The sequence below is a fragment of the Cytobacillus sp. C11.1 genome, from assembly GCF_058145115.1.
Genome location: NZ_CM176935.1, coordinates 1730044 through 1746808 on the forward strand (window position 1 = coordinate 1730044; position 16765 = coordinate 1746808).

Sequence of the window (16765 nt, forward strand, 5' to 3'; positions counted from 1 at the left end):
TATAAAATGAAGAAAGTAAGAAAAGCTATTATTCCTGCTGCAGGATTAGGAACGAGATTTTTGCCCGCTACAAAAGCCATGCCCAAGGAAATGCTGCCAATCGTTGATAAGCCAACAATCCAATACATAATAGAGGAAGCTATAGAAGCAGGGATTGAAGATATTATTATTGTAACAGGGAAAGGTAAGCGAGCAATTGAAGATCACTTTGACCATTCCTTTGAATTAGAGCAAAACCTTTTGGAAAAAGGAAAGCTAGAGTTATTGAATGAAGTGCAAAAGTCATCACAGATGGCGGATATCCACTATATTCGCCAAAAGGAGCCAAAAGGGTTGGGCCATGCCATTTGGTGTGCTCGCAAATTCATCGGAAACGAGCCTTTTGCCGTTTTGTTAGGTGATGATATCGTGCAGGCCGAAAAGCCTTGTCTTAAGCAAATGATCGAGCAATATGAGCGATATAACGCTTCAATCCTAGGAGTCCAAACCGTTGCAAATGAAGAAGTGTCCAGATACGGAATTGTGGATGGAAATGAAATCGGAAATCGTTTTTACAGTGTTAATAGTCTAGTAGAAAAGCCAAATCAGGAAGAAGCACCGTCCAATCTGGCGATTATGGGAAGATATATTTTAAACCCAAGAATTTTTGAAATATTAAGTGAGCAGAAACCTGGAGCTGGCGGTGAAATTCAGTTAACGGACGCCATTGCAGGATTGAATTTACATGAAGCGGTTTACGCCTATGATTTTGAAGGTGTCAGGTATGATGTCGGCGAAAAAATGGGTTTTATTCAAACAACGATTGAGTTTGCGTTAAAACGTGGGGAATTAAGAAAAGATCTATTAGATTATCTATCATCTGTTCTTGATAGACAATTAATCAAATAGGCAGGAGCTTATGAGAAAACGAGTGTTATTTTGTGCAACAGTTGATTATCACTTTAGTGCCTTTCACTTGCCATATCTAAAATGGTTCAAGGAACAAGGCTGGGAGGTTCATGTCGCAGCTGCCGGTGAGTTGGACCTCCCTTATGTAGATCAGAAATTTAATATACCTTTTCAAAGATCCCCCTTCAAAAGGAAGAACATTGGGGCATATAAGCAATTAAAGGCAATTATTGATGGAAACCAGTATAAAATTATCCATTGCCACACTCCGATGGGTGGTGTATTGGCCAGGATTGCTGCCGGATCAGCCAGAAAGCATGGAACAAAAGTCATTTATACGGCACATGGATTCCATTTTTGTAAAGGGGCTCCACTCTTAAATTGGCTTATCTATTATCCTATTGAAAGAACTCTTGCCCGATTAACAGATTGCTTAATAACGATTAATGATGAAGACTATAGTCTTGCTGTAAAACATGGATTTAAGGCGAAACAGATAGAACATGTTCATGGCGTTGGAGTGGATACTGATCGGTTTTGCTCTATAAATAAGTTTAATAAGTCTGTTTTACGAGCAGAGTATGGATATAAAGATGAAGATTTTATATTGTTTTATGCAGCTGAATTTAATAGAAATAAAAATCAAACTCTCCTTATACAAGCTTTAGCACATATTAAGGATTCAGTACCGAATGTAAAACTATTATTAGCAGGTGAAGGTCCTTTACTGCAGCAATGCAAGGAGCTGGCAGAGAAGTTGGAAATTGCAAAAATGATCAATTTTCTTGGTTTTCGTGATGATGTTGAATTGCTGCTGAAAATGAGTGACCTTGCGGTGGGATCAAGTATTCGAGAAGGACTCCCAGTAAATATAATGGAAGCAATGGCGTCTGGTTTACCCGTAGTAGCAAGTTCAAATAGGGGACATAAGGAACTAATACAGGATGGAATTAATGGGTTTACTTTATCGCCTAAGAATTATCAGGATTTTGGTTTGAGGATTCTTGAGATATATCAAATAACAGAGCTGCGCAGGATGATGGGGGTTGAAAGTCGTAATCGCGTTAAAAAATATGCGATTGCTCAAGTTAGTAGAGAATTACAAAGTGTCTACTCAACTTATATGGCGGAGGAAACGAATGAGACCAAAAGTAAGCATAATCGTGCCTATATATAATGTGGAAAAATATTTGAGTAGATGTTTCGACAGTTTGCTTTCACAGGAATTAGTGAATATCGAAATAATTGCGGTCAACGATGGGTCGACAGATTCTAGTGCAAGTATATTAAATGAATATAAAAAAAGAGATTTGCGTATAAAAGCAGTCCACTTGAAAAATGGTGGAGTTTCTTCGGCAAGAAATGAAGGGCTAAAATTAGCAGCTGGAGAGTATATTGGTTTTGTTGACCCTGATGATTGGATTGAAAACGACATGTATAAAACTTTGTACTATATTGCTTTCCAAGAAAAAGCAGATATTGTTATGTGTACTTATACAAGGGAATTTGGAACACATTCTAAAGAAAAGAAATTTGAATTACCCGAAAAAATCCGTTATACGGGAACAGAGGTCCAAAGCAAAATCATGAGACGCTTAATTGGCCCCCTGGATAATGAGTTAGCCAATCCTGAGCTTTTAGATGCTTGGGGAACTGTTTGGTCAAAGATTTACCGTGCAGAAATTATAAAAAATTTACGCTTCACCGATCTTAAAGAAATAGGAACGAATGAGGATTCTTTATTCAATATTGAAGCCTTATATTATTCTAAGTCCTTTATTTTTATTAATAAACCATTTTATCATTATTGGCGTGAAAATAATGCATCCGTAACATCTTCCTACAAACCTGACTTAGTAATCCAGTGGGAAAACCTTTATAAAAAAATGAAAACCTTTATTGAGTCTGAGAAAATGGATGAAGAATATAATACTGCTCTCAATAATCGAATATGCATGGGTACACTTGGTCTCGGTTTAAATACGATAAGTGCTGACAACCCGGCAAACTCTCTTGAAAAAATAAAAAGAATAAAATTAATTCTTAATAATAAACAAATCATAAGTTCTTTTAAACAATTAGACTTGTCGTCATTTCCGGTTGTTTGGAGAGCTTTTTATTTTTGTGCGAAAACTAGATCGGCATTAGGAGTTTACTTAATGTTAAATGGGATTAACTTTTTAAGAAGGGCAATTAGATAGGGGGGATTTCCTTGGATCCTATACGAGTACTGCAAGTAGTTACCATTATGAATCGCGGCGGTCTGGAAACCATGCTGATGAATTATTACAGAAAAATAGACCGAAACAAGATTCAGTTTGATTTTATGGTCCATCGAGATGTAGAAGGGCATTACGATAAGGAGATCCTAAGTCTTGGTGGAAGAATCTTCAAAATGCCTAGAATTAGGCCAGGTAATTATCGCAAATATTTTAATAAACTAGACGGATTTTTTGAATCTAATAAAGGTTATAGAATTGTTCATTCCCATATTAATGAAAACAGCAGTTTTGTATTAAGGGCTGCCAAAAGAGCTGGTATACCGGGGAGGATTGCTCATAGCCATCTAAGCGATTTGGGTATCGATGCCAAGCTTCCTTTCCGCTTATATGCCCGGTATCTTATGAAAGATGTTCCTACCAAATATTTTGCTTGCTCGGAAAAAGCTGGGCAATGGCTTTTCGGTAAAAGTTCAAATGAGATAACGGTCTTAAATAACGCTGTAAATGTAAGTGACTTTAATTTTAATCCTGAAGTTCGAAAAAAGGTAAGAGAGGAATTGGGAGTTGGCAATAAACTAGTAGTTGGTCACATCGGAAGGTTTAATAAACAGAAGAATCATGAGTTTCTAATTGATATTTTTAAATGCCTTCATCAAAATAGACCAGATGCAGTTTTGGTATTAGCTGGAGACGGTGATTTAAAGCCATCAATCGAAAAAAAAGTTAAAAGCTTAGGTTTGACAAAAAACGTTTTGTTCATAGGAGTACGATCTGATATCGCTGACTTAATGCAGGGGATGGATTTGTTTTTATTTCCATCATTATTTGAGGGTTTACCTGTTGTACTTGTGGAAGCACAAGCAGCAGGATTAAAGTGTATCGTATCAGATGCTATTACACAGGAAAGTGATGTTACGGGGAGAGTCGAATTTGTCAGTCTAAATAATACACCTGAAAGTTGGGCCAATAAAATTATTTCTTCTACATATGAACATGCCAACACTGCTGACATGTTGAGCCAGCTTGGTTATGATACAGCCACCATGGCTGAATGGTTAAGCAAGTTTTATTTATTAGAAGCCAAATGAAAGGAGGTTCCAAGTTGAAGCCAACACTTACTGTGTTTACACCAACATTTAATCGGGCATATACTCTTCATTTGTGTTATGAAAGCTTAAAGAGGCAATCTTGCAAGGATTTTCAATGGTTAATTATTGATGACGGATCTAGTGATAAGACGAAAGAATTAGTTGATGAGTGGATTAAAGAGGGAAAAGTTCCTATCCATTATCATTATCAAATTAACCAAGGTATGCATGGAGCGCATAACACGGCATACGAGTTAGTTGATACAGAACTCAATGTTTGTATCGATTCCGATGATTATATGCCAGATGACGCTGTTGAAAAGATAGTATCCTTTTGGAAAGCTTATGGAGGCAATAACTATGCAGGAATAGTCGGACTAGACGCCAATCCGAAAGGAGAAATAATCGGAACAAAGATACCAGCGAGTTTAAAAGAATCAACTCTTTCCAATCTTTATGGGAAACATAAAGTAAAAGGAGATAAAAAACTGGTATATAGAACAGAGCTAACTAGAAACACACCCGCTTATCCAATTTTTTCAGGAGAGAAGTATTGCCCCCTAAGCTATAAATATATACTCATAGATCAGAAGTATCCTTTGCTTGTCATGAACGATGTTTTATGCCATGTAGAGTATTTAGCAGATGGTTCCAGCATGAATATAATCAATCAATATAAAAAGAATCCACAAGGGTTTTCTTTTTTTAGAAAAGTTGCAATGCAGTATGCACCGACATTTAAGGAAAGATTAAGGGAAGGTATTCATTATGTATCAAGCAGCATCATGGTAAAGAACTATAGATTTTTGATTGAATCCCCTAATAAAATTACTACCTTATTTGCCATGCCATTTGGTATTATTTTATATTTTTTTATAAACAGTACAAGTAAAACAACTGTAATGAAGAGTTAGAAATTAATGATTTGAAAGGGTAATGTAATGACAATAATGTGGATTAACCTTTCATTAGTATATATTTTTTCATTCTTGTCCAGATATTTTTCTAATCCTATTGATGTTAACTTCAACTTTATAAAACCTAATAGAAGTTATATGTATTTGGTAGTAATCACCTTAGTTTTAGTATCAGGATTAAGGAACAATATCGGGGATACCTACTTTTATATGCATTCTTATAAAACCAATATCCTAACATGGGATAAGATTGATTTCTCAGGTGACTTTGGCTTCAATATAATGCAAATGTTTCTTCAAAAGCTCTCAGCATATCCGCAAATCCTTATTTTAACGACTGCTATCATAACTAATGTTCTAGTAGTTACAGTTTTATATAAATATTCCAGAATATTCGAACTAAGTATCTATGTTTATATCACTTCAGGTATGTATACAACCTCTATGAATGGGATCCGTCAATATTTAGCTGCAGCAATTGCATTTACAGCAACAAAGTACCTTCTTGATGGGGATTTTAAGAAATATGCAATTATTATATTTCTTGCATCGACAATTCATCAGAGTGCACTAGTTCTATTGCCAATGTTTTTTATTGTAAGAAAAGAGGCATGGACAAAAATAACCTTTATACTTTTAGGTTTATCAGTCTTAATTGTTCTAGGGTTTAATCAGTTTTCTAGCATCCTATTTTCAGCAATAGAAGACACCAAATATGGTCACTATAGTGATTTTGCAGAGGGAGGAGCAAATTTTCTCAGGGTTCTAGTAAATGCAGCTCCAATAGTTATCGCATTCATAGGGAGGCATAAACTGAGAGAAATGTGGCCAAAAAGTGACTATATTGTAAATATGTCAATTGTTAGCATGGTATTTATAATTATTGCATCCCAGAACTGGATCTTTGCCAGATTTAATATATATTTTGGGCTATATAATTTAATATTGATTTCCTGGATTGTAAAGCTTTTTTATGAGAGGGATAGGAAATTAATTTATCTTGCTATATTAATTTTCTACTTTATTTATTATTACTATGAGTCAGTAATAGGCTTTGGTCTTATTTATGAAAGTGATTATATTGACCTTTCATAAACTTTGATGAGATGGAGGGAGAAAAATTGTGACTATACTTATTACTGGTGGAGCCGGCTATATCGGCAGTCACACTTGTGTAGAATTATTAGAAGCAGGTTATGATGTTGCAGTTGTTGATAACTTTATCAATAGTAAGCCGGAAGCCCTGAAGAGAGTTCAGGATATTACAGGGAAGACCATTAAAATTTATAATCTTGATTTGATTGATGAGGAAAAGATTGAAACAGTATTCATTAATAATAATATCGAAGCAGTTATCCATTTTGCTGGTTTAAAAGCGGTAGGTGAATCGGTTCATTTACCGCTTAAGTATTTTTACAATAACATCACAAGCACAGTAACATTGTGTAAGGTGATGCAAAAGTATGGGGTAAAGAATCTGGTATTCAGTTCATCTGCAACGGTTTATGGGACGCCAGAAAAGGTCCCGATTGTTGAAGATTCACCATTGTATGCGACCAATCCATATGGTCGGACGAAATTAATGATAGAAGAAATGCTAAGGGATTTATATGAATCAGATAACAGTTGGAGTATTGCACTTTTAAGATATTTTAATCCAATTGGCGCCCATCAGAGTGGATTGATTGGAGAAGATCCTAATGGAATCCCCAATAATTTAATGCCTTATATTACTCAGGTAGCAGTTGGGAAACTAAAGGAATTGAGTGTCTATGGAAGCGGCTATCCGACAAAAGATGGAACTGGGATAAGAGATTATATTCATGTGGTTGACCTTGCAATGGGCCATTTGAAAGCACTTGAAAAAGCGGCAGCTGAAACTGGAATTGAAGCCTATAATCTTGGAACTGGAAATGGCTATAGTGTGTTGGAGATGGTTGAAGCTTTTGAAAAGGCTTCTGGTGTTAATATATCTTATAAAATTACAGACCCACGACCTGGAGATGTCGCCATTTGTTATGCAGACCCTGCTAAAGCTCATCATGAACTAGGATGGAGGGCAGAAAAGGGAATTGAAGAGATGTGTACGGATTCCTGGAGATGGCAATTCTGCAATCCTAATGGATATGAAACAAAAAATAATATGGAATTGGAAGAAAATCCTCGCTTAATTAATAAAAGCGAGGATTTTACTATAGAAAGCTTAGTAAAGTGAGGAATAGTAATGAGCTTATCCAGAAAATTTTCGCAGGAGCAACTAAAGGAATTACTGGAAGATATTTATAAAAAGGTAAATCAATCAGAGTACATCAAAACGGAAGAAGTTTTGGATGAAATACAAAATAAGATTCGCAGCTTTATTGGAACACCAGAAAAAACTTGGGAGTTGTAGGTATTGAAAAGGCTGTTAGATCTTTTTGCATCGACTCTGTTGCTTATTATTGTTTTTCCAGTAATTTTAATATGTGGATTATTAATAAAAATAAAATTAGGCAGCCCCATCCTGTTCAAACAAGAAAGACCGGGGTTAAACGGTAAACCTTTTTATTTATATAAATTCCGAAGTATGACAGAGGAAAGAAATGACAAGGGCTATTTGCTCCCGGATCACATCAGGCTGACCTCATTTGGGGAATTTTTAAGAAGGTATAGCCTGGATGAGCTGCCTCAGCTTATAAACGTAATCAAAGGAGATCTTAGTTTGGTCGGTCCCCGTCCACTATTAATGGAATATCTGCCATTATACACACCAGAACAAGCGAAGCGCCACCTTGTCAGGCCAGGTATAACCGGCTGGGCTCAAGTGAACGGACGCAACGCATTAAGCTGGGAGGAAAAGTTTAAGCTTGATGTGTGGTATGTAAACAACCGAAACCTACTCCTTGATCTAAAGATATTGATATTAACCATTAAAAAAGTGATCAATTCTGAAGGAATTAATCAACCAGGGAACGCGACTGTGGAAAACTTTAAAGGATCAAAGAATAACATAAAAAGCAGATATAGTAATATCTACTAGAATATTTAATAACATTATTTTTTGGGAGGAAATAATGTGGGAAGTGTAGAGAAGTCATTAAACATAATTTTATTAGGAAGAAAATATTGGAGTGCGAAGGCTTTAATGCACCTATTGGATAAAGGGCATAATGTTTTAGCGGTAGTTGGTAAACCAGCAATAGAGGAATTAGATTCAAAAAAAGGTTCTTTAATTGATCTTGCTAAAAAACATAACATTTTAACACCAACAATAGATGAACTATATTCTTGGTTTAGAAATCCGCTCAATAGTCCTATACCCGTAAAAAAAATAGACCTAGTTATTTCTTATCTCTTTTGGCAAAAAGTAAAGCAACCGCTCTTATCAGCTCCTAAATTAGGTGCTATTAATTTTCATCCTGCGCCACTTCCTGATTATAAAGGGTTGGGTGGTTATAATATAGCTATAATGGATGGGTGTTCAACTTATGGTGTGTCCGCTCATTTAATGAATGAAGAAATAGATGAAGGGGAAATTATTAGAATAAGGAGATTTAAAATAAATAAAGAAAATGAAACTGCTTTTTCATTGGAAAACAAAAGTCAAATAGAAATGTTTGAGCTGTTTAAAGAGACATTGACTCTTGTTGAAGAAAATAAACTTAAAGATTGTCTGACTAAAAACCAAAAATCAGAAGGTATCTATATTAATAGGGAAAAATTTGAAGAAATGAAATTTATTAATGAAGATGATCCAGAAGAAATAGTCAAAAGAAAAATCAGGGCTTTTTGGTATCCGCCCTATGAAGGGGCTAAGATTAAAGTGGGAGAACAATTTTTTACACTTACAGATAGTAAAATACTTTCAAGCATTTCAAAGGTATTACATTCTTAAAAATAATCTTTGGAATATTAAAAATTACTTATTTATCATTGATTGCATATTTAATATAGCAAGTTAATTCTAATGATTGAAGGTGGATAAATGAACCATACATCAAAAAAAAGTCGTATTTACCTTTCACCACCGCATTTATCTGGCAATGAGATTAAGTATATACAGCAAGCGATTAAAACTAATTGGATCGCTCCGCTCGGACCTAATGTGGATGCTTTTGAAAAAGAAATAGCTCAATATACAGGAGCCAATGAAGGAGTAGCTGTAAGTTCAGGAACAGCTGCAATTCATTTGGCTCTTTCTTTATTGGGCGTACAAAAAGGTGATACTGTCTTTTGTTCTTCACTTACTTTTGTAGCAAGTGCCAATCCGATTCTTTATCAAGGAGCAAAACCCGTCTTTATCGACTCAGAACCGGAAACGTGGAACATGTCTCCGGAAGCGCTTGAAAGAGCATTTGTTGAGGCTGCCAGAGAAGGAAAGCTCCCCAAAGCAGTGATTGTGGTCAATTTATACGGACAGAGTGCCAAGATGGATGAGATTCTTTCAATCTGCAATAGTTATGATGTTCCAATTATTGAAGATGCGGCTGAATCCCTTGGTTCAAGCTATAAAGGAAAGCCTAGTGGAACCTTTGGAAAGTATGGGGTATTTTCATTCAACGGGAATAAGATTATCACTACATCAGGGGGGGGAATGCTTATTTCAGATGATGCAGAATCGTTAAAAAGAGCGCGCTTCCTAGCTACTCAGTCAAGAGACCCAGCCCCTCATTACCAGCATAGCGAAATGGGCTACAATTATAGGCTGAGTAATATTCTGGCAGGAATAGGAAGGGGGCAGCTGGAGGTTTTAGATGAAAGGGTAATTGCACGAAGATTAATATTCTCTCAATATCATCGAGAGTTGCATCTTCTTCCAGGCATTCGATTCATGCCTGAACTAGAGAACACCTTCTCAAATCGCTGGCTTACTACATTAACAATAGATGAGCAAGCAGCTGGTGTCTCGACAAAAACACTTCTTGAATCTCTGGAAGATGAAAATATTGAAGCGAGACCAGTTTGGAAGCCTTTACATCTGCAGCCGTTATTTAAAGGGGTGAAATATTACTCCCATAAAAAGGATCAAAGTGTGTCAGATAAATTATTTTTGTCAGGCATATGCCTCCCTTCAGGATCAAATTTATCTGAAGAAGAAATTGCAAGAGTAACTGAATGTATAAGAAATACCATGAGAATAAAGGTATAGACCAACACCCATCTCCAAGGATAAAGAGGTATCTAGAATGATAGGTAAAAATATATATGAAATACGAAGAAGGCGGGGTCTTACCTTAACAGAGCTCGCAGATTGGGCGGGGATTGCAAAGTCCTATTTGAGCAGTATTGAAAGGAACTTAAATAAAAATCCTTCAGTAAATGTTATGGAAAAACTGGCACTAGTTTTAGGTGTTGATCTTAATGCTTTACTTAACACTGAGAAACAATTTGAATCAGAAAATCAGCAACTTGATAAGGAATGGATGGAATTTGTAACGGATTTAAAAGATTCTGGGATTGATAAAGATGAGCTGAAAGAATACAAAACATTACTTGAATTTATAAAATGGCAGAATGAAAAAAAGATGAAATAGCCATCCAAGGATTGGAGATACAAAGATGAATACTAAAATTCCTAAAGTCATACATTACTGCTGGTTTGGCTCCAAAGAAAAGCCCAAAATCGTCCAGAAGTGTATGGACTCCTGGAAAAAAAACTTGCCAGATTACAAGATTATTGAGTGGAATGAAACTAACTTTAATATCCGTTGCAATTCATATGTTAGCGAGGCATACAAGGCAAAAAAGTTTGCTTTTGTTAGTGATTATGTAAGAGTTCATGCGTTGTATAACTATGGAGGGATATATCTTGACACGGATGTAGAAGTATTCAAGTCCTTTGATGATTTATTGCATCATGAATCATTTTGGGGATTCGAACAAGAGAATTATATTGCTACAAGTACGATTGGATCTTGTCAAAGCAATGTCCTAATTGGTGAATTTAAAAGCACTTATGAAAAAAAGAGTTTTCTCAAAGAAAATGGAGAGATAGATCAATTAACCAATGTAGCTATAATTACTGACATACTTAAAAGTAAAGGACTGGAATTAACGGGAGAATATCAGGAGCTTAAAGGGATTGGAGCTTTTTATCCACAATCATACTTTTCCCCCTATGACTATATTAATTGCAGAAAATTTATAACTAAAAACACTTATACTTTGCATCACTTTTATAAAAGCTGGCTGCCTCCAAAGGCTAGATTGAGGAGTCTAGCGAAAAAAGCTATCGCACAAGTAATTGGTGGAGAAAGAATTGCCAAGCTAAGAAGTTTAAGAGGAATGCAATAAAGGAGAAATCTTATGGATGCTTTGAGAAAAGTAGTTGTCTCTATAAATGCAGAAATACGTGACAGAGGAATATATATTGCATTCATGATGAATTTCGTACATCTTGTGGGTGTAATACGAGGATTATTGAATAGGATTATGTATCTGAAGAATATAAAATCTTCAGTTTTTTTTCTGCAAGCAAATAGCAAAATTGAAATATTTAATAAAAATTCAATAGTCCATATTGGGAAATTTGTTTTTATTCGGAAGAATGTAAGCTTTCGTATTGATTTTAATGGTTTTCTTGATATAGGGGAAAAAGTTTTTATAAATGATAATTGCAATATTAATTGTGTAAATAAGGTCACAATTGGAAGGCATACAAAGATCGCACCAAATGTATGTATCAATGATCATGATCATAATTATAAGGATCCGAGTAATCATCACCTTTCAGTCGGAGAAGTAATCATAGGGGAAAATGTTTGGATTGGCTCTAACGTAGTGATATTAAAAGACACGATCATAGGCAACAATGCAGTAATTGCAGCAGGGAGTGTGGTTAAAGGCTATATTCCTGACAACACACTCTTTGTAAATAAAAGAGACAATCTATTAATTCCTTACAGTAAGAATGAACTAAAGGAAGAAAGAATAGAATTGTCCAGTTAACTAAGCTGAGAAGTGAAGAATTAGAAATATGTAGCATGGAGAGAATTGAAATGAAAAAAAACATTTTAATTTCTGCGTATGATTTGGAAATAGGCGGAATAGAAAGAAGCCTAATAAATATGTTAGAAAGCTTTAACTTTGATAAGTATCAGGTAGATCTTCTAATTTATCATCATTCCGGTGAGTTTTTAAAATTAATCCCTAATTCCGTTCATATGATTTCAGAGGTAGGGGAATATTCAGTCTTTCGCAAGCCAATTGCCCAATGTCTTAAAGAGGGGTATTATCTTACCTCGCTGATTAGATTAATCTGCAAACCCTTAGCTAACATTAAAGCAGGCTTCATGAAGTTAGAAGAGGGTTCTGGCTATATTCAAATGCAGCTTGCGATTAAATATGCATCAAGATTTTTGCCGAAATTGAAAAAAAATTATGATGTCGCAATAAGCTTTGCCTGGCCACATGATATTTTAGCGGAAATAGTAAATGCAGATAAAAAAATTGCATGGATTCATACAGATTATAGCAAGCTTGAAATCGACCATAAACAGGACCTTAGAGTATGGGGAAAGTTCGATAATATTGCGTCTGTTTCCGAGGATTGCACTAGATCGTTCCTGTCAGTATATCCCTCTTTGGAATCAAAAATTATAGAAATAGAAAACATAACATCTCCAGAATTTATAAAATATATGGCAGAAGAAACTAAGGAAAAAAACATTTTTGATAAGGATGCTTTCAACATTGTCTCTGTTGGAAGATTATCATATGTCAAGGGATTTGATATGGCGGTTGAAGCTTTAAGAAAATTGCATGACAAAGGGTATAAGGATATAAATTGGTTCATAGTCGGTTATGGGGGCTTTGAAAAAGAGCTTACAGAATTGATTAAGGAGAACAATTTAGAAGATAGCTTTAAATTACTTGGAAAAAAAACAAATCCTTATCCTTATATAAAAGCAAGTGATTTATATGTCCAGCCTTCAAGGTACGAAGGGAAAGCAGTTACTGTAACTGAAGCAAAAATATTAGCAAAGCCAATTATTATAACAAATTATCCAACGGCTAATAGTCAAATCATTGATAGGACTGAGGGATTAATCTGCGGGTTGAATGCTCAAGGTATGGCAGAGGCTATAGAAAAACTTTACCATAACCATGAATTGAGAATGAACTTATCGAATTCTTTAAGAGGGCTAGATTTTAGTAATGAAAGTGAGTTGGAGAAGCTATATTCATTGTTTGGAGATGATGAAGCGCTCAAAATTGTCATTTAGGTTAGGAGGATGGAGGTTATGAGAATGGATATAAAGTTAAGCGTAATTATCCCAGTCTACAATGCTGAGAAATATCTTTCATATTGTATTGAATCACTCCTAATTCAAACCTTGAACTCATGTGAATTTATATTTATAAATGATGGATCTGATGATAATAGCAGAAAAATTATTGAGGAATATGCTGAAAGGGATTCTCGAATCCTATTAACCAATCAATCGAACCAGGGTGTCAGCGCGGCTAGAAATAAAGGGTTAGATATAGCATCGGGGGAATACATTGGATTTGTTGATGCAGATGACTACGTAGAGAAAGAGATGTTTAAAACTCTTTATAACTCTGCGAAAGACAATAATTGTGACGCAGTAATTTGCAATTTTAAAAGTGAAATGGAAGGAAAGAAATTTATAACCAATTATCTATTCCCAAAAAATCAGGTTCTAAATAAAGATTTTATAGATCAGGAATTAATACCTTATTTTATTAAGGCAGATAATCTTAATAGTGTAGTGAATAAGATATATAAGGCTGAAATAATTAAAAAGAAAGGGTTAGAGTTTCCGGAAAAGGTTGCACTTGGTGAAGATGGTTTGTTTAACATGAGATTCTTTAGTATTGCAGCATCAACTATTTATATAGAGTATGCAGGATACCATTACAGAGAGGTTGCTGGAAGTGCTACCAGGAATATATCGGGGAAGGACTACTTCAAAAGGTCCTTAGAAGTGTACCATTGTCCCTTGCCGGAAATCTATACTCTAAAAATTGATAATGTAAGAATCCGGCAGCTCAAGTCAATAAAGCTTGTGAATAATGTGATGTCATACATACATGTGTATCTAAAACCTGTAAAAGATATGAGTTTTAATAAAAGATACAAATATGTGAAAAATATGATAAGCAATAAAGATGTAGGGGAAGCATTAATTTTCTACTATAGAGAGTTATATGAACCATTAGGAAGATATGAAAAATTCATTTTAAGTATGATTAAATGGAAATCTTTCATGGGCATTTATTGCGCTGTTACCTATAGTAGATTTAGAAACAAGTAAACTATGGAGGACCTTTTATGAAAATAATGATGTTTGCACATGGCGGAAGTCTTAATAGGGGATGTGAAGCAATCGTTAGATCATCTGCAAATATAATTAAAGAAAGATTAAAGGGTGTTAGTGTTTATTTAACATCAGGTAAACCGGATACAGATAAATGTATAAAATCATTAGATGGGATATATGATGGGTCTCCCAGCATGATAAAAAGGTATTCCTACGATTGGGTACTCTCTTCTCTTAGAGTAAAGCTATTTAGAGATGAATCCTACGCACTAAGAAAAATTGAAAGTAATACGATTAAACATATAAAAGACATGGACGTATTTTTATCAGTAGGTGGAGACAATTATTGTTACGGAGAACAGCCAGCATTATATGAAATTGATAAAAAGGTTAAAGAGCAAGGAAAGAAATTAGTTTTATGGGGCTGCTCAATTGGCGAAGAAGATGTGTCAGAGAAAACCTTAGATGACTTAAAGTTATTTGATTTAATCTTGGCTCGTGAAACCATTACCTACAATATGTTAATTAACAAAGGTCTTACTAATGTTAAGTTATGCGCTGATCCGGCATTTACCATGGAAAAAGAAGAACTAGAACTGCCTGAGGGCTGGCAGGAAGGCAATACTGTAGGATTAAACTTTAGCCCGCTGGTTTGGGAGCGAAACAAAAAGTCTCAGGAGGCTGTAAAAGACCTTATAAATCACATTTTAAAAACTACTGATATGACAATTGCTCTTACACCACATGTTATTGCAGATGGCAATAATGATTATGAAATACTCTCAAGATATTATGAAGAGTATAAGGAAACAGGCAGGGTCATCATATTACATGATCATTTAAATGCCGTTCAATACAAGGGTTATATAGCCAGAATGAGATTTTTTATCGGTGCCAGAACACATGCAACAATTGCTGCTTACTCAAATTGTGTCCCCACAATGGTATTAGGCTACAGTGTAAAATCAAAGGGGATCTCAAAAGATTTATTTGGGGAAGAAAAATTAGTTCTAGGCATTGAAGAGATATCTGATTCCAATAAATTAATTAAAGCATTTAATGAAATGATTAGTGAAGAAATACAAATTAAACATCAGCTCCAGCGGTCCATTCCTAATATTAAGAAAATGTCATATAAAGCAGTTGAATATTTAAGAGAGCTTGTTGAATGACATGAGGTATTTATTATGAAGAAAAACTTATTATTTGTTATACCCAGTTTGTCCGCTGGCGGTGGTGAAAAGAGTTTAGTCAATTTATTATCACAGATAAATTACGATTTATACAATGTAGATTTGTTTATGTTAAACCAAGAAGGGATATTCATGGAGTTTTTGCCAAAACAAGTAAATGTATTATCTCTCCCAGAGACCTATAAGCTTTTTTCTTTACCATTGTTTAATTCAACTTGGAAACTCCTACAAAGCAGGAAATTATCACTAATATATCATCGCATTATTTTTACAATAAAGAACAAATATATATTAGATGTTTCTAAAAGGGAGCAGAATACCTGGAGGCAACTTTCAAGATCAATAGATAAATTCGAAAAAAAGTATGATGCAGCTATCGGGTTTTTAGAAAAAACATCCACCTATCTATGCATTGATAAAGTTGATGCACGCCAAAAAATAGGCTGGGTACATATTGATTATGATAAGTTAGGAATGGATCCAGAATTTGACTTTCCATATTTTAAGAAACTATCAAGAATAGTTACAGTATCGGAAGAATGTGCAAATATATTTATGAAAAGATTTCCATCTCAAAGTGAAAAAGTTGATGTTATATATAACATCGTTTCACCAACCATCATTAATAAAATGGCTAATCAAAAGCTGGAGGATGGTTACTTCAAAAATAGTGGCGATACTACTATTCTTACTATTGGACGGCTGCATGATCAAAAAGGGCTGGATTTAGCAATTAAAGCATGCAAAGGCCTGCTGGAAAAGGGACATAAAGTAAAATGGTATGTCATTGGAGAAGGAGACGAAAGGGAGAAGCTTAGTAAGCTCATAGAAGAGAACAAGGTAGGTGAACACTTTAAATTACTGGGGCTGAAATCGAATCCATATCCTTATTTAAAGCATGCTGATATTTATGTTCAATCTTCCAGATTTGAAGGAAAGTCAATTGCAATTGATGAAGCAAAAATATTAAATAAACCGATAGTTGTTACGGATTTTAGTACGGCGAAGGATCAGATTGAAAACAATGTCAATGGTTTAATTATTGATATGGATTCTGATGGACTTGTTAGAGGTATTGAGAAATTAATAATGAATCCTGCATTAAGGAATACCTTTATTCGAAATTTAAAAAAAGAAAAGTTAGGAACAGAGGATGAAATTAATAAACTATATAAAATTATCTAGGGGGTG

Annotated in this window: 18 protein-coding genes; all 18 read left to right on the top strand. The window is 34.8% G+C overall.

Annotated features, from left to right (window positions below; all coding sequences use genetic code 11):
* The first annotated feature begins 6 nt into the window (after positions 1 to 6).
* The 18 genes from galU to AC3ZVC_RS08635 all read left to right on the top strand — a co-directional run bounded on the left by galU (position 7) and on the right by AC3ZVC_RS08635 (position 16759).
* Positions 7 to 888 carry a UTP--glucose-1-phosphate uridylyltransferase GalU gene (gene galU, locus AC3ZVC_RS08550; protein ID WP_490067911.1) on the top strand — a complete coding sequence of 294 codons (882 nt, stop codon included), beginning with the start codon at positions 7 to 9 and terminating at the stop codon, positions 886 to 888.
* 10 nt (positions 889 to 898) lie between these two features.
* On the top strand, positions 899 to 2065 hold the full coding sequence (locus AC3ZVC_RS08555; RefSeq protein ID WP_490067912.1) for a glycosyltransferase family 4 protein: 1167 nt from the start codon (positions 899 to 901) through the stop codon (positions 2063 to 2065).
* Positions 2028 to 3089 (top strand): glycosyltransferase, encoded by a 1062-nt coding sequence (locus AC3ZVC_RS08560; RefSeq protein WP_490067913.1) that lies wholly within the window; start codon positions 2028 to 2030, stop codon positions 3087 to 3089. Before AC3ZVC_RS08555 ends, AC3ZVC_RS08560 begins: the two co-directional genes overlap by 38 nt.
* A gap of 11 nt (positions 3090 to 3100) precedes the next feature.
* Positions 3101 to 4198: a glycosyltransferase family 1 protein gene (locus AC3ZVC_RS08565; protein ID WP_490067914.1), complete on the top strand. Its 1098-nt coding sequence runs from the start codon at positions 3101 to 3103 to the stop codon at positions 4196 to 4198.
* Positions 4199 to 4212: 14 nt separating this feature from the next.
* Positions 4213 to 5112: a glycosyltransferase family 2 protein gene (locus AC3ZVC_RS08570; RefSeq protein ID WP_490067915.1), complete on the top strand. Its 900-nt coding sequence runs from the start codon at positions 4213 to 4215 to the stop codon at positions 5110 to 5112.
* A gap of 27 nt (positions 5113 to 5139) precedes the next feature.
* On the top strand, positions 5140 to 6210 hold the full coding sequence (locus AC3ZVC_RS08575) for an EpsG family protein (protein WP_490067916.1): 1071 nt from the start codon (positions 5140 to 5142) through the stop codon (positions 6208 to 6210).
* 28 nt (positions 6211 to 6238) lie between these two features.
* The gene (gene galE, locus AC3ZVC_RS08580; protein WP_490067917.1) at positions 6239 to 7330 is read left to right on the top strand and encodes a UDP-glucose 4-epimerase GalE; all 1092 of its coding nucleotides are present in this window, start codon (positions 6239 to 6241) and stop codon (positions 7328 to 7330) included.
* A gap of 9 nt (positions 7331 to 7339) precedes the next feature.
* Entirely contained in the window at positions 7340 to 7507 is a 168-nt protein-coding gene (locus tag AC3ZVC_RS08585; RefSeq protein WP_490067918.1) for a YwzD family small protein, read from the top strand.
* 3 nt (positions 7508 to 7510) lie between these two features.
* Complete coding sequence (locus tag AC3ZVC_RS08590) at positions 7511 to 8134, top strand: sugar transferase (protein WP_490067919.1); 624 nt, start codon at positions 7511 to 7513, stop codon at positions 8132 to 8134.
* Between the two features lie 36 nt (positions 8135 to 8170).
* The gene (locus AC3ZVC_RS08595; RefSeq protein WP_490067920.1) at positions 8171 to 8989 is read left to right on the top strand and encodes a formyltransferase family protein; all 819 of its coding nucleotides are present in this window, start codon (positions 8171 to 8173) and stop codon (positions 8987 to 8989) included.
* Positions 8990 to 9079: 90 nt separating this feature from the next.
* Positions 9080 to 10243: a DegT/DnrJ/EryC1/StrS family aminotransferase gene (locus tag AC3ZVC_RS08600; protein ID WP_490067921.1), complete on the top strand. Its 1164-nt coding sequence runs from the start codon at positions 9080 to 9082 to the stop codon at positions 10241 to 10243.
* A gap of 37 nt (positions 10244 to 10280) precedes the next feature.
* A complete protein-coding gene (locus AC3ZVC_RS08605) occupies positions 10281 to 10628 on the top strand; it encodes a helix-turn-helix domain-containing protein (RefSeq protein WP_490067922.1) in 348 nt (115 codons plus the stop codon).
* A 25-nt stretch (positions 10629 to 10653) separates the two neighbouring features.
* Complete coding sequence (locus AC3ZVC_RS08610; RefSeq protein ID WP_490067923.1) at positions 10654 to 11388, top strand: glycosyltransferase family 32 protein; 735 nt, start codon at positions 10654 to 10656, stop codon at positions 11386 to 11388.
* 12 nt (positions 11389 to 11400) lie between these two features.
* The gene (locus AC3ZVC_RS08615; RefSeq protein WP_490067924.1) at positions 11401 to 12042 is read left to right on the top strand and encodes an acyltransferase; all 642 of its coding nucleotides are present in this window, start codon (positions 11401 to 11403) and stop codon (positions 12040 to 12042) included.
* A 50-nt stretch (positions 12043 to 12092) separates the two neighbouring features.
* The gene (locus tag AC3ZVC_RS08620; protein WP_490067925.1) at positions 12093 to 13319 is read left to right on the top strand and encodes a glycosyltransferase; all 1227 of its coding nucleotides are present in this window, start codon (positions 12093 to 12095) and stop codon (positions 13317 to 13319) included.
* An 18-nt stretch (positions 13320 to 13337) separates the two neighbouring features.
* Positions 13338 to 14375, top strand: coding sequence for a glycosyltransferase (locus AC3ZVC_RS08625; protein WP_490067927.1), 1038 nt, complete (start codon positions 13338 to 13340; stop codon positions 14373 to 14375).
* Between the two features lie 17 nt (positions 14376 to 14392).
* Positions 14393 to 15553 (top strand): polysaccharide pyruvyl transferase family protein, encoded by a 1161-nt coding sequence (locus AC3ZVC_RS08630; RefSeq protein ID WP_490067928.1) that lies wholly within the window; start codon positions 14393 to 14395, stop codon positions 15551 to 15553.
* A 15-nt stretch (positions 15554 to 15568) separates the two neighbouring features.
* Positions 15569 to 16759 carry a glycosyltransferase gene (locus tag AC3ZVC_RS08635; RefSeq protein ID WP_490067929.1) on the top strand — a complete coding sequence of 397 codons (1191 nt, stop codon included), beginning with the start codon at positions 15569 to 15571 and terminating at the stop codon, positions 16757 to 16759.
* Positions 16760 to 16765 lie beyond the last annotated feature (6 nt).